Source organism: Bacillus sp. IBL03825, from assembly GCF_024712505.1.
Classification (GTDB): domain Bacteria; phylum Bacillota; class Bacilli; order Bacillales; family Bacillaceae_G; genus Bacillus_A; species Bacillus_A wiedmannii.
The window spans coordinates 3,143,876-3,164,354 of sequence record NZ_JAMXKE010000001.1; the positions used below are offsets into that span (position 1 = coordinate 3,143,876).

Sequence of the window (20,479 nt, forward strand, 5' to 3'; positions counted from 1 at the left end):
GACCTCCTTTATATGAACCAATGTAAAACATCCTCGGCAATCTCTTCCGGTCTATCCCAATGCATTAGGTGCCCTGTATCTGTATAAAGCTTAGTCGTAATATCAATATGCTTCCTAAATTCCGCAATCTGCAATTCTCTTATTTCTAAATAATTATGTGGAAGATCACAATACAATAGTAAAATATCGCTTTTAATTTTATGAGATTTCAATGTCTTATACACTGTATATTGAAACTTAATTACACTTCTAGCGGTATCGCCAGTAGCATGCCATTTCACTTTATTATCTTCTTCTCTCATTAAATCATAAACCGCACGCTCTATTAATGGCGACCATCTAGTGTAAACCATTTTTTCTGATTGGATGAACGCTTCTTTACTGTCAAAAATATATTCATCAAAATCTTTCTCATAATGGGTGATTTCTTCTTCTAATGACCGAGGTGGGCACTCTCCTTCTTTCGCACCTTTATATAGCTCCGCAAAATAATTTGCATTCATTTTACCATGATGATAACCACCATCTAACAAAACCATTTTATTCACTTTTTCTGTACATTCTGCTGCATAGTGAAGCGCAACACTTGCTCCCCATGAATGTGCTACTATATGAAATGTTTCTTTTCCTATCCCTTCAAGTAATGCTACTACCCATTTTGTTAAATGAGATGCACCGTAATCTTCATCCTTCTCAAAACTTCGTGTTTTCCCATGTCCAGGTAGATCAAACGATACAATATGATAATCATCCTTTAAAAGTTCCGCTATTTCGATAAAACTTAATTTTGTACTTCCTAAACCATGAAAACAAATGATTTGAGGATTACTTTTATCTCCCCATTCACAAACACTTGCTTCATACTCACCAAATTCTACAAAAAAGTAATTCATTTTAATCTCCTCTAATTATCAGATGTAAATTAGTTTGAATGCAAAATTGTTTTTTCTAAATGAATAAATTCAGCAAAATTATCCAAATCCCTTTTTCGTAAATGATTTTATAGAATCCGAGAGTTAACTCTCGTTGAAAGCACGAAACGCTTATCATTTCAGTTAATGGTTAAACTACATCTTCACGCCTATGAAATTAATATAGTTTAATAGTTGTAATATGCGTTTATCATATGTGTGATTTTTTAAAGTTCTATCCAGTCCATTTTTTGCAATTTGTTTTCTTTCTTGTACATGTTCCAAATAATACTCTGCTTTTTGTATAAAATCTGGTGCACTGTAAAAGGTTTCTATTTCAACACCTGGTATGTAATGCTTTGCTACATCTGGGCGTATATCAGTTAATTGAAAAGAACCTACAGCATTAATTTCAAACGTCCTATTGTTTACTGAATATGCTTGGATGTTTGCAGCATTACAATTCAATTCCTGATCATTTGGTGAACGGTGTAAATTTATATTGATTTTAGTTGATACGTAAAATTGTAATGCATCTTCATACTTTGCAAGTGGCAAGATTTGTATTTTATTCTTTAACCTTTCATAATTCTTTAACTTCTCCCAACCGAATCCCACAATTTTTATGTTTTTTTCTACTAAATACTCTGAAATAGAATCAACAAAGTTAATTCTATTTTCAAATGCTGTACCTATAAAACTAAGATCATACTTATATGTATCTTCTTTTTGAGAAGGCTTAAACACATCTTGATTTGCTGCTAACGGGAGATGAAACACATTATTACATCCTAACCCCCTATAAAACTTGATACAATTTAAATCTTGCGTAAATATGTAATCATAATACGGAACAAGATTTTGTGTTACATCCGTATAATACGGATCATCTGTCAACCAAAGTCCAGTAGTAAAACCTGCACTCTTTAGGACTGGCATGACACTAATACATCCCTCGTTTAAACCACTTAGTACCAAAATAAAATCCGGTTTCATTTTTAATGCAGTTTCTACCGCTCGTTCTGGGTTCACCATAATTGTATTACTGTTTACCTTTTGTAAACTATTCAAAATTGCTTCTTCGATCATTGGGTAATAAAAAGGAATTCCTGATTGGATAAATAAAATTTTTTTAGGCGTATTATCTTTCATGTCATCCCCCCTATTTCTACATAATCAAAGTGCGCAAAAATTAGCAGTCTTTATTCATTTTATGACATCTTACTTTACATGTATAAGCAACGTTTATGTCCATTATGTTGAACTCCTCTCATTTTGGAAGCTGGCACGAAGGGAATAAAACTAGGTCATATTCAGTCCAATTATTAATAAAACATGGTACATAAAAAAAGAGCCAATTCACATGAGTTGGCTCTTTCTTATCGTATAAAACTTCAATAGTTACACTAGCTAAGTTTTACTTTTGTAACCCTTTAATAATGGTATCTGTATTCCATTTCATCATTTTCAAGTAAGTATCTCCATCCTCACCTGATTTACCTAGTGAATCTGTAAAAATTGTACCTGCAATTGGTACGTTTGTTTCTTTTGAAACAGTTTCCATGCTACGTCGATCTACACTTGTTTCAACAAATAAAGCTGGCACTTTGTTTGTTTGAATTACACTTACAACATCTCTAATTTGATCTGGTGTACCTTGATTTTCTGAGTTGATTTCCCAAATGTATCCCGTCTTAATGCCATATGCTTTTCCAAAATATTTAAATGCACCTTCACTAGAAATTAAGAAACGTTTTTCTTCAGGGATTTGATGAATTCTGTTGACTGTCTCATCATGTAATTTTTGAAGTTCCGCTACATACTTGTCGGCATTTTTAGTATAGAACTCTTTATTTTTAGGATCTTCTTTAATTAATGCCTTCTTCACATTTTCAGCGTATACAATACCATTTTTAATATTCATCCAAGCATGTGGATCTGGTTCTTTTTCTAATCCTTTTGTTTCTAAATAAATAGCTTCTACACCTTCACTTACTTTATAAACAGGTGCATCTTTCTCTGATTTATTTGCCGTTTTTAATAGTTTTTTAAACCATGCTCCGCCCTCTTCTAGGTTTAACCCATTGTAAAACACCATATCTGCATCTGTCATTTTCATAACATCTTTTGGTAGTGGATCATATTCATGTGGGTTAGCTCCAATTGGAACAAGACTATGAATCTCAACTTTATCTCCACCAATTTGCTTCACCATATCATATATAATGGAGTATGTAGTTACAACTTTTAATTTCCCACTTTTCTCTTCTTTCCCATTTGTGTTACTAGAACACGCTGTTAATGCAAATACGAAAATACAAAGTATTGATAATAAAACATTTTTGAATTTCATCTTTATCCTCCAATCAATTATGACAACTCTGCTCTATTTTTTCTAATTTTGATAACTCTCCAAAACAAACCTTGTGACGGTGAGAAAAAGAATGCCAATGCGAATAAGAATGTTGCAACAAGAACAATCGTTGCACCTGAAGCAAGATTATAAGAGAAACTAAAATATAGCCCTACTACAGATGAAAGTGCACCAATACCTGCCGCTAAATAAATCATGACCCATAAACGGTTTGTTAATAAATACGCTGTAGCCGCCGGTGTAATAAGCATAGCGACAACTAGAATAATTCCTACAGTTTGAAGTGAAGCAACTGTAACCATTGTAAGAAGAATCATTAAGCCGTAATGAATCCACTTATTTGGCAACCCATAACTTTGCGCCATCGTTGGATCAAAAGTAGATACGAGTAGTTCTTTATAAAACAGAATCACAAGACCAATAATGACAACTCCAATAATAAGTGTCATCCACATATCAGAAGAACGAACTGATAGAACATTCCCAAATAAAATATGATACAAATCCGAACTACTCTTCATAAAGGTAATTAAAATAATCCCTACAGCGAAAACAGATGTAAACATAATCCCTATCGCCATATCATGTTTAATTCGACTATTTTGACTTACAAACCCAATTCCGACTGCAGTAATAACTCCTGTTAAAACGGCTCCTATAAAATAGTTCATACCAATCATATAAGAAAGTGCTACCCCTGGAAGAACAGCATGTGAAATGGCATCCCCCATTAAAGCCATACCTCGTAAAATAATAAAACAGCCAATTACGCCGCAAATCGCTCCTACCATCACGGAAGTTAATAACGCCTTCTGCAGAAAACCGTACTGCATTAATGCATCTATAAATTCTATAATCTTCATGATGAATGTACCTCCGCTGCATTATTAAACAATATGCCGTGATTTACATACGCTTTTGACATAACAGTTGGTTCTAGTACTTGCCTTACTTCTCCGTAATGAATTAAGCTCTTATTCAATAATAGCAATTTATCAAAATACGATTCTGCTTTACTTAAATCGTGATGTACTACGACAATTGTTTTCCCTTCTTTGCGTAATTCTCTAAGGATTTTAATAATTGTCTCTTCACTTGTTACATCAATTCCTACAAATGGTTCATCTAGGAAAAATATTTCTGCCTTTTGTGCTAATGCTCTCGCTAAAAAGACCCGTTGTTGTTGTCCACCTGAAAGCTCACCAATTTGACGATTTTTAAATTCCTCCATACCGACTTTTTTTAGACATTCAAAAGCCCAATCTCGATGCTCTTGCTTCGGTCTTTTCATCATCCCTAAAGATGGATACGTTCCGATTAGTACCACATCTAAAACTGTAATCGGGAAATCCCAATCTATATCACTTCTTTGTGGTACATAAGCAACATGCTTTCTAGCACTTCGAATATCCTCTCCAAGGACTTGAACATATCCCTTATCGCTTGGAATTAGATCTAAAACAGCTTTCATTAAAGTAGATTTCCCCGCACCGTTTGGACCAATAATTCCAACGAGCTTCCCTTTTTCAATATCGAAGGAAACATTTTGAACTACTTGATTCCCTTGATAAGATACAAACAAATCTTTGACAATTATAGCCTCATCCATTTTTTATGCATTCCCCTTTCTTTTTTTCATCTATATAATTATTTTGCACTAAGGCAACTTTCAAACAAAAAAATATAATGCGAATGTAAATTCACACCAAAGTTTCCTTAAGGAAACTTTTTTATATGAGTCAAATTATATAATCTAGATGCAAATTTGTAAACTTCTTTTTATTACTTTATGAATATATTGTGAAAACTTGCCTCTAAAAAACAAAAATATCAAACTTTTCTCAATTCATTTTGACACACATATTAGCCAATGCTAATATGAATAAAGAATAACATATTAGTAATTACTAATACGAATGGAGAGGATACAATTGTGCAACTCAAATGATTCAGATGTAAAAGCCAAGTTCATCCGTGGCTTTGCTGATAAAACAAGATTACAAATTCTTCAATGTATGATGGATGGTGAAAAAACAGTATCTGAAATTGTGGAAATCACGCAAGGAAATCAGTCAAATATATCTCAGCACTTAAACTGTTTAAAAGGATGCGGAATCATCCTAGGTAGACAGGAAGGAAAATACGTCCACTATTCCTTACGCAATAAGCAAATTGAACAGTTACTCACTATGTTTGATGTCGTTTTTCATGAAGTACAAAATGAAGTAGCATCATGTGATAAAAACGATGCTTGTTTATCTCAAAAAGGAGAAAACTGTCATGACAAATAAGAACGAGAAGGAAAAACAAACTTCGTCATGTTGTTCTTCAAAAAAAGAGATTCCAGTTGTTTCTATTGCTAAGAAAACTTCTTATTGTAGTACTGAAAACAAAACTATAAAAGAAGAGATTCCAAAAGAACCTTCATCATGTTGCTCCTCTAATAAAGAGATTCCAGTTGTTCCTATCACGAAGGAAACCTCTTGTTGCAGTAGTAACAATGATTCTATAAAAACAGAAAATAGTTCTTCCTGCTGTTCATCTGAATTAGCTCTAGAAAAAGAACAAACGACATCAAAGTCTTCTTGCTGTAGTGACAACTCATGCGAAGATGCATCTCCTACTCGTGCTACTCAGAAAATAGTAGGAGACAGTGTACAAACATACGTAGTGGACGGAATGGATTGCGGGGCGTGTGCCTTAACAATCGAAAAACATCTACAAAATGTTTCAGGCGTAGAAGAAGTTCGAGTAAACTTTGCTACTGGAAAAATGCATATTCGTCATGACCGCGATGTGGATGACATTATAAAAGAAGTGTCTAATGCAGGGTTTGGGGCTTCCTTAGCAGGAGCCCGCAGAGGGTCCGCTCCTGTTCAAAAAGCTAAAAATACAACTTTAATTCTTTCAGGATTATTTTTAGCTTTAGGGTTTGGAGGAAGTTTTACAAACATATCACCTCTTCTTATTACACTTCTCTATGCGGCGAGTATCGGTATCGGTGGTTATAAACCTGCTAAAAGCGCCTTTTATGCAATTAGAAGTAAATCACTTGATATGAATGTTCTTATGATATCAGCTGCAATTGGTGCTGTATTAATTGGTCAATGGCTAGAAGGTGCAACCGTTGTTTGGCTATTTGCATTAGGTGCAACTTTGCAAAATAAATCAATTGAACGTACACGAGAATCTATTCGCGGATTAATTGATTTAGCACCGTCAGAAGCTTGGATAAAAGTTGGAACTGAACTTATAAAAAAATCTGTAGATGATATTGCAGTGCATACAACAATTGTTGTAAAACCTGGTGAAAAGATCCCATTAGACGGCACAGTTACAGGCGGCACTTCTACTGTAAACCAAGCTCCGATAACTGGTGAATCTATCCCAATTGATAAACAAATTGGTGATTCCGTATATGCGGGGACGATTAATGAGGAAGGTTCACTTGAGATTACAGTAACTAAACTCGTTGAGGATACTACGTTATCTCGAATTATCCACCTTGTAGAGGAAGCCCAGGAAAAGAAAGCACCGACAGAAGCATTTGTGGATCGTTTCGCAAAAATCTATACACCTATCGTTTTTGTATTAGCAATCGGTGTCATGATCATCCCTCCCCTTCTTGGTATGGGTGAATGGATGGAATGGATTTATAAAGGGTTAGAACTTCTTGTTGTTGCGTGTCCTTGTGCTTTAGTTATCTCAACTCCTGTTGCAATCGTATCTGCAATAGGAAATGCCGCAAGAAACGGTGTACTTATTAAAGGTGGTACTGCACTAGAAATTGCAGGTGCATTAAATGCTATTGCATTTGATAAAACAGGTACATTGACTGAAGGAAAACCAAAAGTAATGCATGTGCGAAGCTTAGATTGTACGGAAGATGAATTACTATCCATTGCCGCAACAATTGAAGAATATTCTAATCATCCCATTGCAAAAGCCATTACAACATATGTGAAAGAACATCAAACTTCTCTTCAAAGCGGAACAGATTTCCGCGCCATTGTAGGAAAAGGTGCACAGGTCACGATAGATGGCAAGACCTATTACGCTGGAAATAAAGCATTATATGAAGATTTTGGTGTTTCACTTCAAATGTGGAACGAACCAATCGAAGAAATGCAAAGAATTGGTCAAACCGTAATACTTGTTGGAACGAACAAAGTGATTTTAGGAATGATTTCAGTAGCAGATTCCATTCGCTCTACGACTTATGAAACGATTCAAGAATTAAAACGAGCAGGTATTCAGGAAACTGTTATGTTAACAGGAGACAATGAAGGAACAGCTGAACATATTGCACAGAAAGCAAAAGTAGATCGTTATTTTGCTAACTTACTTCCAGAAGATAAAGTGCATGCTGTAAAACAACTTCAATCTGAAGGAAAAACAGTAGCTATGATTGGAGACGGTATTAATGATGCCCCCGCCCTCGCTACTGCAAATCTAGGAATTGCTATGGGCGGTGCTGGAACTGATACAGCAATGGAAACGGCAGATATTGTATTAATGGCAGATAATCTTGAAAAACTTCCGTTTACGATGAAACTTAGCCGGAAAGCATTGTACATTATTAAACAAAATATATGGTTCTCATTGATTATTAAATTTATTGCCCTTGCCTTTATCTTCCCAGGCTGGCTTACTCTTTGGATGGCTGTACTAAGTGATACAGGCGCTGCGCTTATTGTAATCCTAAACAGTATGCGTTTATTACGAAACAAATAATAAGATGCGGGGCTACCTAGTAGCTCCGTACCTTAAATAAATTTTGAAAGGATGTACATATGAAAAAAATGCGTGTCATTACATTACTCATACTTATTTCTATCATTACGATTTTAGGAGCATGTAGTGATAGTAAATTAAGAGATTCACTCAATTGGGTTGTAGAAAAGTTTACTTTTACAGATCAAAATGGAAAAAAGTTTGGTTCATCTGAATTGAAGGATAAAGTTTGGTTAGCCGATTTTATTTTTACAAGTTGTGAAACCGTTTGCCCTCCTATGACAGCTAATATGGCAAAACTTCAAAACATGTTGCAAAAAGAAGGTATTAAAGATGTAGAGTTTGTTTCGTTTAGTGTAGATCCTGAAGTGGACACACCTGAAAAAATAACAGAGTTTATGAAAGTATATGAAATGGATGCGAAGCGAACTCATTTTTTAACAGGGTATACACGACCAGAAATTGAAAAGTTTGCAAAAAATAACTTCCAAACACTTGTAACGAAACCAGAAAACAATACACAAGTTATACATGGTACAAGCTTTTATCTTGTAGATAAAGATGGGAAAGTTGTGAAGAAGTATTCAGGCCTTCAAAATACGCCATATGAAGATATGATCCGTGATATTAAAAGAATTCGCTAACTAAAAACTACTTATTATGTTTCTATTAAACTTAAAAAATCCGAGGTGTTTATATGAAAAAAAAGCAAAGTTCTCACATCAAATTATTGTTCGTTGCCACATTAATCATTTTCGCTGCTGTTACAGCTTTCGTCGTTTTAAATAAAGAAGATAAAGTTGCGACAAATAAAGTAATAAAAGATTTACCCCCTATCGGCAAGCAACCTACTTTAGGAAAAGAAGATGCACCAGTCTCTATTATTGAGTTTGGCGACTTTAAGTGTCCTGCTTGTAAAGCATGGGGTGAGCGCGTCTTCCCTCAGCTTCAAAAAGACTATATCGATACAGGAAAAGTTAAATTTTCATATGTAAATGTTTTATTCCACGGAACGGAATCTAAATTGTCTGCTTTAGCTGCTGAATCTGTTTATAAACAAGACCCACAAGCATATTGGAGCTTCCATAAAGAATTATTTAACGCACAACCAGCAAATCATGATGATCCATGGATTACTCCTGAAAAACTATTAGAAATTGCGAAAACATATACACCAAGTATTAACGCTGTTCAACTTGAAGAAGATTTGAAAAAACAAACAGCGCAAGAAGAAGTAAATAAAGATGAAAAACTAACGCAAGATTACGGTGTAGAACAAACACCGAGCATTGTCATAAATGGAACAATGTTGTCTGACCCTTATGATTATGAACAAATCAAAAATTTAATTGAAAAAGCATTAAAGGACAAGAAATGATGAGTACAACAAATAAGCATTTTGAATGGCGTAATTACACTTTATATTTTGCATGGATTGTATCAATGATAGCGACACTAGGTAGTCTATTTTTCAGTGAGATTCTTGGGTTCATACCGTGTGAATTGTGTTGGTACCAACGAATTATGATGTATCCGCTCTGTATTATTTTAGGCATTGCAACGTTCTGTAATGAAAAAAACATAAAAAAATATGTATTAACAATTTCTATTATCGGCGGGAGTATTTCACTTTATCACTATGCAATACAAAAAATCCCTGGCGTTTCAGAGATTAACCCGTGCGTGCAAGGTGTCCCTTGTAATGTCGATTATATTAATTGGTTAGGTTTTATAACGATCCCCTTCTTAGCGTTAATTGCTTTTTCTTTCATTACTTTGTTTATGTTGTTAACGAGATCGAATTAATATGGTAATGGTAGAAAAAGAAATCGAGCTTTTAAATCGCATTCCTTGTTACTGTGAGTATAATGAAAACCCCGACTGTAAGAACAATAGTTTTATAGACGAAAAAAGCAGGAAATCACTCGTGATCTCCTGCTTTTTTTATATTTTAGGTCCTTGATAAGTGAATCCACATATGGCTACCATTTACTCATACACGATAACTGGATTAGGACTTGCCATTTCCATAAATATTTTAGATTTACATGACGTATTATTTTTATTATGACTCCCTACTAACAACCCCTCGCCTCTCGTATTCCATTCTATATTCAACAGCAGCCGCAATTTTAGGACTTGCACATCTCTCCGTGATCCAAAGTCCTAAATCAAGCCCTGAAGTAACTCCTCTTGCGGTAATACTATCGCCTTGATCCACAATTCTGTAAGGAAGAAATTCTGCCCCATATGTAGGAATTTCACTCTGCGCCAAATGATGCATTGTTGCCTTTTTATCATTCAATATACCGGATGCAGCTAGTAACATACCTCCAGTACAAACTCCAGCAACAATCGTTCCTTCATTGTGCATCTCTCTAATTATTTTAGTCAAAGTACCAAGCTCAGCTTGCTTTCGCGCCCCGTGTTTAGCTTTATGATTCCAGCCACCACCAGGTACAATTAACAAATCTGGACGATTATCCATTCGTAAAAAATCATGTAGTTTAATCGTAACTCCAAACGAAGTAGTAACTTCTTGTTTTCGTTCACTTGATACGAGTTCAACCGTAAATGGAGCCCCTTCTTCTATCGCTCTTTTCAGTACTTCAAAAGGTGCAAAGGAGACAAGTTCTCCGAAACCGTCAAACAATACAATTTGTATTTTCATTTTTCGAACACCTCATCGTTAAAAATCACTTTATCGGTTATTTACGAGCTATAGGCAGAAAATATAACTTTATATAATATTTTAGATAAGAAGTTTTAAATTCCTATAACAAATAAGTAAAATGCATCAAATATAAAAGTAGACATACAAAAACGCTATTCTACAGAAAGAATAGCGTTTTTTTTTAGATTTGTTAGCCTATCTTTATTTATAACTCAACCAAGCATCTCCCCAGTCCGCATGATCATTTCCATTTCCATTACCGTTACCTGCATCGTCAACTACTAGTTTTAATTCTTTCTTACCTGTAAGATCAACATCAACAAATTTGGCCGGGGTATTATAATACATTTTGCCGCTATTAAATACTTCCACTCCATCAAGTAGTACTTTAAATACGACCGAACCGCCTTTACCGCCAGGTTCTTGATCAATTCCTACATAGGAATTAAATTGTTTGTACGTTGCATTTGATATATCATAGGTAACTTCTGATTTTGCATGCGTTCCGATCCCTTTTTTATACGTAACCGGGCCTGTCGTTCCGAGTAATGAAATTGGGTTTCCGTCAGTACTTTTATCTTTTTGAACTGTTGCCCATCCAGCAGTTGCTTTTACCCATGGAATATCACTAAGATAAATACCACCAGAAGCAACTTGCACTTTCGTTGAAGTCACGACCGAATTCCCCAATTTTACGGAGACCCCAATTTCTTTCATTCCTTTAAACTGAGTTGGTGGAGTGATAACAAACGAATATGTTTCCTCTCCTCCTGCCGGTAATTGAAAGTCCGTTGTTGATGGCTGTGCATTCCAGCCGTCTGGTAATTGCAACTCAATTTTGCCAGGCGTCACTTTTTCCTTTATTTCATTTTGAACCTTTACTTTTAATGTAGTAGAACCACCTTCAGCGCTAATTGGATTTGGTTCTACTTTTGCCGAAATGAGCTTTACTGCTGGAGTTACTTCTATTTGATTCGATTTACTAACCGTCCCACTATCTGTGTTTACTTCCGCTTCAATGGCGTAATTGTTAGCGACTATATCGATAGGAACAGGTAAATCCGCCTCAATTGTTTTAGATCCTCCTGGTTCAATACCTTCAAAAGCTACTTGAATCGGTTTCACATTCCAGCTCTCAGGAGCCTTTACAACTACTTCTCCAGAAGAAGATTTCAATGTACCAAAGTTTGATAAATGAGCTTTTACCTTCACTGTATTTCCTGCAGTTACACTGTTCGTAGATTCTAAATCGAAACTAAGCATAGACTCAATTTTATAAGATTTACCTTGTTCCGTTTTAAAGGAAATCGTATCGCCATCCTTCGTAAATGGCACTGATGTATTCGTGCCAACTCTTGTTAAAGTAAATGGTGTATTGAACATTGGACTTTTTAAATTTACATCGTTTCCATGATCAGAAGTCACCTGAATAACTGTAGGAACACCATTTTTCCAGTCCGCATTAATTGTAAATGCACCGCGTGCTCTTAGTCCTTTATAAGAACCGTCCTTCCAAGCTTTCGGAAGTGCAGGCAATAGTTGAATGGAGTCGGTATGGCTTTGAATTAACATTTCAGCAATTCCCGATGTCGCACCAAAGTTTCCATCAATTTGAAACGGTGGATGCGTATCAAATAAGTTGCTGAGCGTACTTCCTGTAAGCTCCCTTGCAAAATTTTATAAGCATGGTCACCATCTAACAAACGTGCCCATAAGTTAATTTTATTCGCTTTACTCCAGCCTGTTCCCTCATCACCACGATGGTTTAGAGTAACTATTTTCGGTATTCCTTTTAGCATTTCTATCCCCCTTCCGATTTTTATCTGAAAGAAAATCATTATTTCTAATCGTTTTAAATACTTACACTTTGTGCATCTATTAGTAATTTCGGTGTAAATATTTCATTAAAAGGGCCTTCTTCATTGTTTAAACGCTTTAGTAAAATATCACCTACTCTTTCTCCCATTTCATATGGTTTGTGAGCTACTGATATAATCCCAGGTGCTCGTAATAATTGTGCTGCTTCCACATCACCAAATGAAGCGATCACTATGTCCTCTGGTACTGAGTATCCTCTCCTCGTTAATTCAAGAAGAACACCGAATGCCATTTCATTGTTCAAGGTTAGAATAGCTGACGGTTTCTCAGTAAAATTAAGAAAATAATCAACTGCTTTCATTCCACCCTCTCTAGTGAAAGTGCTATTAAACGTATAGTTTTCATCTTCCTGAATACCAAAATCCTCCAAAGCTTTTTGAAATCCTTCATAACGCTCTTTACCTGTACTTACGTTCAACAATCCATTCACAAGACCAATTGATTTATGCCCCTGTTTTAAAAGATAGCTCGTTAATGTATAAGCACTTTCAAAATTACTTTCTATAACCGAATCTAATTTTGAATCTCCAATCTCAACAGTCCGATCAACTAAAACAATTGGTACACCGGCTTGATGAATACTTCTTACTCTTTCTTCACAACCTCCAGCAGTCGCCAACACAATCGCATCTACCCGTTGCTCCACTAGTAGTTGCAACAATTTATCCTCTTTTTTAGGATTTTCATGACTACTACAAAAAATAAGGTTATACCCCTTTTGCTGTACAATATCTTCAATCGCCTTTGAAATCGTCATGTAATATTGGTTTGTGATATCAGGAATCACAACACCAATCGTGTATGTTTTATCTTGCTTTAAACTTCTAGCAATCGCATTCGGTTGATAATTAAGTTTTTTCACAGCTAAATAAACACGATCTTTAATGTCGTCACTTACAAATCCACTTGCATTTAACACCCGAGATACTGTAGCTGTAGACACATTCGCTTCCATTGCAACATCTTTAATTGTAGACTTAGCCATTTCATCACTCTTTCTAAGTTTTCAAGAAATCGTTTACTTCAGTTTCGTTTAAAGCTTTATTCCATCCATGTAAACGATTACTTAGTAGTTTACATGGATAATAATAATTTAATTTTCAAAATATTTCAACACTTTTTAAAAACATTTTTTATAAAAAAATACAACTATACATCAGATAACCCGTAAAGTGTGAATGGGGTCATTTTTTTATGATTACATGGGCGTTTTTTAGGCTTATATTTTATGGGAGGAATGCCGCAGCATCGTACTATTACGAAGATTCGTAGTACATAAAAAGAAAGAGCCTACTCGTGTGAGTTGGCTCTTTCTCTACTTACTAATACAGATAGATTTTCTCCTCTTATTTTATAAACTCTCAAATGTTCTACTAATTCACTCTCGTCACCTAAATGGCAATAACATCACTATTTGTTAGAATTATGCATGTTTGTATTTGAAATCATTCGAAATACTTTTACATAGAAAACCGCACTAACAAGGGCACAAAGTAATATAATGCCAAACACAACAATTGGAGATAACCATGTAGAAAATACAATCATAATGGGTGCAATAAAGCGCCCAATGGTAAATTGTAAATTGGATGCTGCCATATATTGTCCTCTAGCATTTTCAGGTGCATATTTACTGACAAAACTATGTACAACTGGTGAACGGATCAATTCACCAATTGTTAATATTGCCATAAACCCGAACAATAGCCATATATTCGTTGTGAGTCCTATTAAAAACATACCCGTTCCAAATAAAACATTAGAGATAATTAAAACGTTTCGGTCGCTCCAACTCTCAAAGTATTTTGCAACAGGTAGAGAACATAAAACAAATAGAATCCCATTCAACCCCATCATCCATCCGAAAATTTCAGTATTACTTAGAGAGAACGAACCAGTACTCCATGAGAAAAGAGATTGTGTTGGTACAAATTCTTTTACATATAACGCAAGGTAAAGATCGAGTTGCATGAAAGCTATCATAATGAATATTCCAGCAACTATATAAAGAGCGAAAATTTTATCACTAAAGATTTTCGTATAATTATTCCATTGTTCTTTAAAGATTTTCGATATTTTGTTTTTGTCCCCATTATTTTTAGAAGCTTCTGGAAACGTTTCTCTAATTATGAAATAGATTGCTATAAAATAAATAAATGTAACAATTGTACAAGTCCATAACAATTCACTTCGATAATGAAAGAAGAAAAATGAACCTAACACCGGTCCAAATACAGCACCGATATTATTGGCTGTAACAAAAGTGGCAAAGACGACCCTTCTATCCTTTTCTGGTACTATATCAGCTATCATTGCAGAACTTGCTGGACTGTAGATTGCCCCACTAATCCCAATACCAATATAGGCTAAATAATTAATCCAATGTGAATGAGATAAAGCAAAAACTCCAAACATTGCTACCTGTATGATTGTGCCTAATAGCATGACAGGGCGGCGTCCTAATCGATCAGCTAAATATCCACCTAATAAATTACCTATTATACCTACAAGAGGTATAATTGCCATTAAAATCCCGCCAATAGTTTTACCAAAAGCATCGCTATAGTATATTGCCATAAACGGAAAATACATCCAAAACAATGTATTGAACATAGTCTCGCCAATCAATCTAGTTTTTAAATTTCGGTCCCATAATAACCATTTCAATATAATACATCCCCTATTTTAACTTATAAAATATTTACTATACATTTTATAAACTTTTAATCCAAGGAAAACATAATAACATAAAGGGAATTTATTTTACAAATTAATATAGGAATCTAAACTTTGCGCGCGAGAAAACCTGTTTCATGTCCCGCTATATTGTGCTGCAGTTGGAAACTAGCACTCCTACCAATAAACTCAACGTTCTTAATGCGTAAAACTCTTGGTTATCAAACCCGGATAGATAAAAACAGGCATATGATAATGGGCCAATGGAGTCTTTTAAGGAACTATTAAGTGCGAGAAATATTACTTACATAAATACGATACGTTTGAGGAACTAAATCAAGCAATAGACGAGTACATTCAGTTTTATAATTACGACATTCCAAAAACAACTAAACGGCCTCATCCCCATGGAATATAGAACTAAAGCCGCTTAGGGGGTTTTATTAGTTCCCTTGTCTACTTGACAGGGGGCTGTTCAGAATTGACTCTTCCTCTACTTACTAATACAGATAGATTTTCTCCCCTTATTTTATAAACTCTCAAATGTTCTACTAATTCACTCTCGTCATCTAATAGACTCATCGTCTTTTTAACAAAGTTCCAATTTAAACTGCCGGATAACCATAGCAATGAAGAAAGTCTTTTATAATCATTTGAAGTTAAAATGTTATTAGCTCCATACCCTTCTAAAAATGCTCTAGCAACTTCCGAACATACTTTATGCGACTGTATTCCTTCTATCCGGGAGTACCATTTTATTAAAAAGGCTAATCCTTCCATACGATCAACATATCCAATCGATTCAAAATCTACAATTCCTTTTACACATTGATTTGCATCCCATATGACATTTAAAGGATTTAAATCTGTTTGTACTATATACTCTAAATCATTCGTATATGCGCTTTCTATATGATACTTAGCGAGATCTATATACCCTCTTAATTCCTTACATGTACCACTCTTATTTTCTAACAACTTTATAAACTCACCATATCCATCTAAATGAGATTTCTTTTGAAAAGTCGAGCTTTGAAACGTACTAGAAATATCATGTATCTTTCTTGCTTCCTTTCCAAAGACTTCTGCCATCGTTTCTGTACAATGAGTAACATGTTCTCCTTCCATCCAAGTAGACAATACAAACCGATACTGTTCATCATTCCAAGTGACAAACGTAAAGGAATCTCCTGCCCTATTCTCCTTAATCTGCATAAATGGAATCCCATGCTCTCGTAAATAATATGTAAACCGTACTTGCTCTTTCAATTCTTCATTTGATAACGTCCCAAAAGCTGGATTGATTGTTCGGTCGCTATTTATAAACCGTGCGGAATACCGATTCCCATTCACCATGATTTTATAGTGTAGATCTGTATGCCAACTATTCTTATGTAATTCTTCTTCCACTATTAGTGAATGAATTTCTTTAAAATAATTTATTAATATGTCTTTTATTATTTGTTTCATCCTTTTTTCCTTTCATATGAAAAAAGTATTATTACATACTATTTTTTATGATTACTATCTCAATTACTCTAAAAACCAAAATTCTATTCATCATTAATTATCAATAGTATTATATGTGTAAATTTAATAGAGTCGGACTACTATTCTAACTATATCATTCTTACATAACATTCTACATTCGTTGAGATAGTTGTTGTAAACCAATGCAGTAGTGACCATGTATAGAAAAAGAACCAATCCCCTATACGATAGAAGATTGGCTCTTTCCTTTATTTACTCCCCTGTTTCAGAAAATCTCTTTATACGTTTTCCAATTTCATCGCGAACACGTTGAAATTCAGACCACTCTTTTCCTGCTGGGTCATCAAATCCCCAGTGGACACGATTTACGTGCGAAGGTGTCGAAGGACAAACAGAATCCGCATGACTACAAAGCGTAACGACTAAATCAGCACTATTTAAAATGTTTGTATCAATTATATCCGATGTTTGATTCGTTATATCAATATTTACTTCTTTCATCGCTTTAATAGCATTTGGATTTACTCCGTGTGCTTCGATTCCTGCAGAATATACATTCCACTTATCTCCTACATATTGTTTGCCCCATGCTTCTGCTATTTGGCTTCGGCATGAATTTCCTGTGCATAAGAAATAAATTGTCTTTTTGTTCTCCATGTTGTTTTCCGCCTTTGTTTTTAAATTATACTGGTTGATCATTAAAATATTTACGCTTAAACCAAAAAGCGACATTTACAAGTGCAATCATGACAGGTACTTCCACTAATGGTCCGATAACAGCTGCAAATGCTGCGCCCGAATGAATACCAAACACACCAACTGCTACAGCAATCGCTAACTCAAAGTTATTACTACCTGCTGTAAATGCTAACGTTGTAGTTACCGAATAGTTTGCACCAATTTTTCTTCCCATAAAGAAAGAAACAAAAAACATCACAATAAAATAGATTAATAATGGAATCGCTATTCTTACTACATCTAGTGGTACGCTAACAATCATCTCCCCTTTTAAAGAGAACATAACGATGATTGTAAATAGTAATGCAAGTAATGTAAGTGGACTAATCTTCGGTATAAACACCTTTTCATACCACTGTCTTCCTTTTAACTTAACGAGTACAAAACGTGTCAACATACCTGCTATAAAAGGAATTCCTAAATAGATAAATACTGATTTCGCTACTTCTACCATTGTAATATCGACAATAGCCCCTTCAATTCCTAACCATTCTGGAATGACTGTTACAAACACGTATGCATAAACGGAGAAGCATAACATTTGGAATACTGAGTTAAAAGCCACTAAACCTGCCGCATACTCTTTATCCCCATCAGCAAGGTCGTTCCAAACAATCACCATTGCAATACAACGTGCTAAACCAATCATAATGAGTCCGACCATGTATTCTGGCTTATCAGGAAGAAAAATAATTGCTAAAACAAACATAAGTACAGGTCCGATAATCCAGTTTTGTACTAAAGATAAAACCAATACTTTTACATCTTTAAATACTCGGCCCATTTCCTCGTAACGAACTTTCGCTAATGGTGGATACATCATGACAATTAAACCGACAGCTAGTGGGATAGACGTTGTTCCAACTTGTAATGTATTCAGTCCTTCTACTACACTAGGAAACACAAACCCTAAACCAATCCCAACAGCCATAGCTAGAAAAATCCATAGTGTTAAATATCGATCTAGAAAAGATAAACGTTTCATTTTATTTTCCATCTCCTATTAACAACAAGAATTTTTATCTACTACGTTAGAAGTCGTACAACAAGATGGTTCTTCTATTTTATGAACATCACTATGTGCTTTTGTATAAAAGAACTCCCACTCGTTCCCATCAGGATCCGTTACCCAAAACTTATCTTGAACTGCATAGCAACAAGTCGTATCCATCTCATCACGCGCGAAGAAACCTTCTTTTTCTAATCTTTCTTTATGTAATGTAATTTCTTCAGCTGTATCCACTTGGAAACCGAAATGATTTACCTGATTTCCTTTCACTTCATCTCGTACGTTCAGCGTGAAATTAAGTCCTGGTGTCTCTAATAAAAATTTTACATAATCTACTTTCACCTTTACTGGTGATACGCCAAATACCTTTTCGTAAAATTCGATAGACTTCTCTAAATCCGTAACATTTATACCAACGTGAACATATCTCATAGCTTACTCCTCCTCTTTATATGTTATTAATCAATTTTTTTTGATTAATAATATAAAATTTTAACAACAGCTACCTTTTCCTGTTTTTCTAAAAATACAGCACAATTCTTCTGATAATAAATTATTTACTTCCGCATCATTTAAATCATAATAACTCCAAGTGCCTTTTGTTTCTTTTACAATTAAACCCGCATCTAATAAAATCTTTAAATGATATGACAACTTAGATTGCGTCATTTCAAAAATCTCTGTTAAATCACATACACACGTCTGGCCTCGCTGACAAAGCTCATACATAATCTCTAAACGCTTTTGATCCGCCAACGCTTTAAACTTTTTTTCATAGAGCTGAAAATCTTGTGCCACCGTAGTTCACTTCCCTTCATCAACTTTTTTTGATATTTATAGTATATACGCTGATTAATTTATTATGCAACTAATTAATCATTATTTTTGATTTACAAAAACTTCCTCGCATCCTATCTTTGTTACAATTAAAAAAGACCATAGCTTTTTCAAAAATGAAAAACTATGGTTCTTTTTACAACTTAATAGTTACAATGTTTCCGAGGAATGGAGTCTCTATAACTGTTTTAAATTTTAATTTGATCATTATAGAGTAGTGCCCCATCACCATCAAGCTAAGAAAAACAAATACCCCCAAATGAAAAAAATCGATATAACTCTTCGGCAAATAAAGATAACTCTTGTTTTTGGTGCATATTCATAAAAAGCACGTCACCCTTTCTCATTAACATAAGAGAATAGTAATGTGCTTTTAATTTCAAAAATAGTCTAAATCCTTAAGTTGATGGTTGTGGGGCGGGACCCCAATAAGAACGGTATCTAAGGTTGTATGAGAGGTGTTAGTTCCATTCCAAAGGCCTCAGCCGACGATTAACTCAAGTATCGATTTCGGATGACCCCCATGTGATGAAGTTCGTGTCCTGCTATGCCGTACGCGAGGGCGCGCGCCGTAATGCTTAGGTTGTTGGCTGTACCCTTACGGGTCCACGCCTCCGCCGGTAGCCCGCGCAGCAATGTGATCGTTGATTGCCGTACGGCCCGGTAGTCTTCGACCAATTGCGCGGTTGTCCAGCTTCCGAAAGGAGGTATGAACAATTCCTGATCGAAACCGGTCAGAGGCGTCTGGTCCCCTCTTGCGAACCGGAGCAGGCGGTAGGTCATGACGCGTTCCGCGTCTGCAATGTGGCCCACGACTTCTTTCAGCGTCCATTTTCCTTCCGCATACCGATATGCGGCCTGGCTTTCGGTCAACGATGCCAGGAGCTCAGTCATTTGCTTTTCCTGGGCGAACAGAATATCGATGATGTTACCGTCCGGCACCAAACGGATATATTCGCCGGAGTTCCCGGCGTATTCTTCTTCTGACGGTCTTTGATTCATGCATAGTCACCTCTTTATGTACATATAGAAAATTATAGCACTCGTCTATGTCTAATAAATTCTCGAAATGATAGAACTTTCCTTCTAATAATTGAGGATAAGCAACTATTTAGTTTGTCGGTCGCCACACTATCCTGATTCGTTAGCACAATAAG

21 protein-coding genes and 3 pseudogenes are annotated in these 20,479 nt (G+C 35.2%); 6 read left to right on the top strand and 18 right to left on the bottom strand.

Annotation, left to right across the window (positions count from 1 at the left end):
* Window positions 1-8: 8 nt before the first annotated feature.
* The 5 genes from NHG49_RS16105 to NHG49_RS16125 all read right to left on the bottom strand — a co-directional run bounded on the left by NHG49_RS16105 (window position 9) and on the right by NHG49_RS16125 (window position 4,894).
* The gene (locus tag NHG49_RS16105) at window positions 9-893 is read right to left on the bottom strand and encodes an alpha/beta hydrolase (protein WP_149174073.1); all 885 of its coding nucleotides are present in this window, start codon (window positions 891-893) and stop codon (window positions 9-11) included.
* Between the two features lie 174 nt (window positions 894-1,067).
* Window positions 1,068-2,063 carry a CgeB family protein gene (locus NHG49_RS16110; protein WP_064475756.1) on the bottom strand — a complete coding sequence of 332 codons (996 nt, stop codon included), beginning with the start codon at window positions 2,061-2,063 and terminating at the stop codon, window positions 1,068-1,070.
* A gap of 265 nt (window positions 2,064-2,328) precedes the next feature.
* The gene (mntA, locus tag NHG49_RS16115; RefSeq protein WP_064475757.1) at window positions 2,329-3,264 is read right to left on the bottom strand and encodes a manganese ABC transporter substrate-binding protein/adhesin MntA; all 936 of its coding nucleotides are present in this window, start codon (window positions 3,262-3,264) and stop codon (window positions 2,329-2,331) included.
* A 17-nt stretch (window positions 3,265-3,281) separates the two neighbouring features.
* Complete coding sequence (locus NHG49_RS16120; RefSeq protein WP_064475758.1) at window positions 3,282-4,148, bottom strand: metal ABC transporter permease; 867 nt, start codon at window positions 4,146-4,148, stop codon at window positions 3,282-3,284.
* A complete protein-coding gene (locus tag NHG49_RS16125) occupies window positions 4,145-4,894 on the bottom strand; it encodes a metal ABC transporter ATP-binding protein (RefSeq protein ID WP_064475759.1) in 750 nt (249 codons plus the stop codon). Before NHG49_RS16125 ends, NHG49_RS16120 begins: the two co-directional genes overlap by 4 nt.
* A gap of 322 nt (window positions 4,895-5,216) precedes the next feature.
* Between NHG49_RS16125 and NHG49_RS16130 the strand changes: the two genes are divergently transcribed.
* Genes NHG49_RS16130 through NHG49_RS16150 form a run of 5 tightly spaced genes read left to right on the top strand, consistent with a single transcriptional unit; the run spans window position 5,217 to window position 9,825 of the window.
* The gene (locus NHG49_RS16130; RefSeq protein WP_000336202.1) at window positions 5,217-5,576 is read left to right on the top strand and encodes an ArsR/SmtB family transcription factor; all 360 of its coding nucleotides are present in this window, start codon (window positions 5,217-5,219) and stop codon (window positions 5,574-5,576) included.
* The gene (locus NHG49_RS16135; RefSeq protein WP_258126271.1) at window positions 5,566-8,019 is read left to right on the top strand and encodes a heavy metal translocating P-type ATPase; all 2,454 of its coding nucleotides are present in this window, start codon (window positions 5,566-5,568) and stop codon (window positions 8,017-8,019) included. Before NHG49_RS16130 ends, NHG49_RS16135 begins: the two co-directional genes overlap by 11 nt.
* Before the next feature lie 59 nt (window positions 8,020-8,078).
* Entirely contained in the window at window positions 8,079-8,663 is a 585-nt protein-coding gene (locus tag NHG49_RS16140) for an SCO family protein (protein ID WP_064475761.1), read from the top strand.
* A 53-nt stretch (window positions 8,664-8,716) separates the two neighbouring features.
* Window positions 8,717-9,397, top strand: coding sequence for a DsbA family protein (locus NHG49_RS16145; RefSeq protein ID WP_064475762.1), 681 nt, complete (start codon window positions 8,717-8,719; stop codon window positions 9,395-9,397).
* A complete protein-coding gene (locus tag NHG49_RS16150; RefSeq protein ID WP_064475763.1) occupies window positions 9,394-9,825 on the top strand; it encodes a disulfide oxidoreductase in 432 nt (143 codons plus the stop codon). The genes NHG49_RS16145 and NHG49_RS16150 overlap by 4 nt, the downstream gene beginning before the upstream one ends.
* Window positions 9,826-10,084: 259 nt before the next feature.
* On the opposite strand, the gene NHG49_RS16155 is transcribed toward NHG49_RS16150, so the two are convergent.
* The 7 genes and pseudogenes from NHG49_RS16155 to NHG49_RS31710 all read right to left on the bottom strand — a co-directional run.
* Window positions 10,085-10,690, bottom strand: coding sequence for a DJ-1/PfpI family protein (locus NHG49_RS16155; protein ID WP_258126272.1), 606 nt, complete (start codon window positions 10,688-10,690; stop codon window positions 10,085-10,087).
* A 204-nt stretch (window positions 10,691-10,894) separates the two neighbouring features.
* On the bottom strand, window positions 10,895-12,265 hold the full coding sequence (locus tag NHG49_RS16160; protein WP_374987925.1) for an NPCBM/NEW2 domain-containing protein: 1,371 nt from the start codon (window positions 12,263-12,265) through the stop codon (window positions 10,895-10,897).
* Window positions 12,266-12,319: 54 nt separating this feature from the next.
* Window positions 12,320-12,531: pseudogene (locus NHG49_RS31705) on the bottom strand (glycosyl hydrolase family 95 catalytic domain-containing protein); the annotation flags it as partial.
* 14 nt (window positions 12,532-12,545) lie between these two features.
* Window positions 12,546-13,556, bottom strand: a complete 1,011-nt coding sequence (locus NHG49_RS16165) for a LacI family DNA-binding transcriptional regulator (protein WP_064475765.1) — start codon at window positions 13,554-13,556, stop codon at window positions 12,546-12,548.
* A 305-nt stretch (window positions 13,557-13,861) separates the two neighbouring features.
* Window positions 13,862-13,966, bottom strand: a pseudogene (locus NHG49_RS16170) (aminoglycoside phosphotransferase family protein); the annotation flags it as partial.
* 15 nt (window positions 13,967-13,981) lie between these two features.
* On the bottom strand, window positions 13,982-15,238 hold the full coding sequence (locus NHG49_RS16175) for an MDR family MFS transporter (RefSeq protein WP_064475766.1): 1,257 nt from the start codon (window positions 15,236-15,238) through the stop codon (window positions 13,982-13,984).
* A 122-nt stretch (window positions 15,239-15,360) separates the two neighbouring features.
* Window positions 15,361-15,467: pseudogene (locus NHG49_RS31710) on the bottom strand (amidohydrolase); the annotation flags it as partial.
* 63 nt (window positions 15,468-15,530) lie between these two features.
* On the opposite strand from NHG49_RS31710, the gene NHG49_RS16180 reads away from it, so the two are divergent.
* Window positions 15,531-15,665, top strand: coding sequence for an IS3 family transposase (locus tag NHG49_RS16180; RefSeq protein WP_081257319.1), 135 nt, complete (start codon window positions 15,531-15,533; stop codon window positions 15,663-15,665).
* Window positions 15,666-15,703: 38 nt separating this feature from the next.
* Here NHG49_RS16180 and NHG49_RS16185 read toward each other — a convergent pair whose 3' ends face one another.
* The 6 genes from NHG49_RS16185 to NHG49_RS16210 form a co-directional block, all read right to left on the bottom strand.
* On the bottom strand, window positions 15,704-16,717 hold the full coding sequence (locus tag NHG49_RS16185; RefSeq protein WP_064475767.1) for a phosphotransferase enzyme family protein: 1,014 nt from the start codon (window positions 16,715-16,717) through the stop codon (window positions 15,704-15,706).
* A gap of 273 nt (window positions 16,718-16,990) precedes the next feature.
* A complete protein-coding gene (gene arsC / locus NHG49_RS16190; RefSeq protein WP_064475768.1) occupies window positions 16,991-17,395 on the bottom strand; it encodes an arsenate reductase (thioredoxin) in 405 nt (134 codons plus the stop codon).
* 25 nt (window positions 17,396-17,420) lie between these two features.
* On the bottom strand, window positions 17,421-18,461 hold the full coding sequence (gene arsB / locus NHG49_RS16195) for an ACR3 family arsenite efflux transporter (RefSeq protein ID WP_064475769.1): 1,041 nt from the start codon (window positions 18,459-18,461) through the stop codon (window positions 17,421-17,423).
* Window positions 18,462-18,479: 18 nt separating this feature from the next.
* Window positions 18,480-18,917, bottom strand: coding sequence for an ArsI/CadI family heavy metal resistance metalloenzyme (locus NHG49_RS16200; RefSeq protein WP_064475770.1), 438 nt, complete (start codon window positions 18,915-18,917; stop codon window positions 18,480-18,482).
* 60 nt (window positions 18,918-18,977) lie between these two features.
* A complete protein-coding gene (arsR, locus tag NHG49_RS16205; RefSeq protein WP_000046014.1) occupies window positions 18,978-19,283 on the bottom strand; it encodes an arsenical resistance operon transcriptional regulator ArsR in 306 nt (101 codons plus the stop codon).
* Window positions 19,284-19,814: 531 nt separating this feature from the next.
* Window positions 19,815-20,324, bottom strand: coding sequence for a DinB family protein (locus tag NHG49_RS16210; protein WP_258126275.1), 510 nt, complete (start codon window positions 20,322-20,324; stop codon window positions 19,815-19,817).
* Between the last annotated feature and the right edge of the window lie 155 nt (window positions 20,325-20,479).

Bases quoted from the DNA above. Each gene is read 5' to 3' on its own strand.
- NHG49_RS16105 (WP_149174073.1), bottom strand. From the start codon at position 893: ATGAATTACTTTTTTGTAGAATTTGGTGAGTATGAAGCAAGTGTTTGT.
- NHG49_RS16110 (WP_064475756.1), bottom strand. From the start codon at position 2,063: ATGAAAGATAATACGCCTAAAAAAATTTTATTTATCCAATCAGGAATT.
- mntA (WP_064475757.1), bottom strand. From the start codon at position 3,264: ATGAAATTCAAAAATGTTTTATTATCAATACTTTGTATTTTCGTATTT.
- NHG49_RS16120 (WP_064475758.1), bottom strand. From the start codon at position 4,148: ATGAAGATTATAGAATTTATAGATGCATTAATGCAGTACGGTTTTCTG.
- NHG49_RS16125 (WP_064475759.1), bottom strand. From the start codon at position 4,894: ATGGATGAGGCTATAATTGTCAAAGATTTGTTTGTATCTTATCAAGGG.
- NHG49_RS16135 (WP_258126271.1), top strand. From the start codon at position 5,566: ATGACAAATAAGAACGAGAAGGAAAAACAAACTTCGTCATGTTGTTCT.
- NHG49_RS16140 (WP_064475761.1), top strand. From the start codon at position 8,079: ATGAAAAAAATGCGTGTCATTACATTACTCATACTTATTTCTATCATT.
- NHG49_RS16145 (WP_064475762.1), top strand. From the start codon at position 8,717: ATGAAAAAAAAGCAAAGTTCTCACATCAAATTATTGTTCGTTGCCACA.
- NHG49_RS16150 (WP_064475763.1), top strand. From the start codon at position 9,394: ATGATGAGTACAACAAATAAGCATTTTGAATGGCGTAATTACACTTTA.
- NHG49_RS16155 (WP_258126272.1), bottom strand. From the start codon at position 10,690: ATGAAAATACAAATTGTATTGTTTGACGGTTTCGGAGAACTTGTCTCC.
- NHG49_RS16160 (WP_374987925.1), bottom strand. From the start codon at position 12,265: ATGTTAATTCAAAGCCATACCGACTCCATTCAACTATTGCCTGCACTT.
- NHG49_RS16165 (WP_064475765.1), bottom strand. From the start codon at position 13,556: ATGGCTAAGTCTACAATTAAAGATGTTGCAATGGAAGCGAATGTGTCT.
- NHG49_RS16185 (WP_064475767.1), bottom strand. From the start codon at position 16,717: ATGAAACAAATAATAAAAGACATATTAATAAATTATTTTAAAGAAATT.
- arsC (WP_064475768.1), bottom strand. From the start codon at position 17,395: ATGGAGAACAAAAAGACAATTTATTTCTTATGCACAGGAAATTCATGC.
- arsB (WP_064475769.1), bottom strand. From the start codon at position 18,461: ATGAAACGTTTATCTTTTCTAGATCGATATTTAACACTATGGATTTTT.
- NHG49_RS16200 (WP_064475770.1), bottom strand. From the start codon at position 18,917: ATGAGATATGTTCACGTTGGTATAAATGTTACGGATTTAGAGAAGTCT.
- NHG49_RS16210 (WP_258126275.1), bottom strand. From the start codon at position 20,324: ATGAATCAAAGACCGTCAGAAGAAGAATACGCCGGGAACTCCGGCGAA.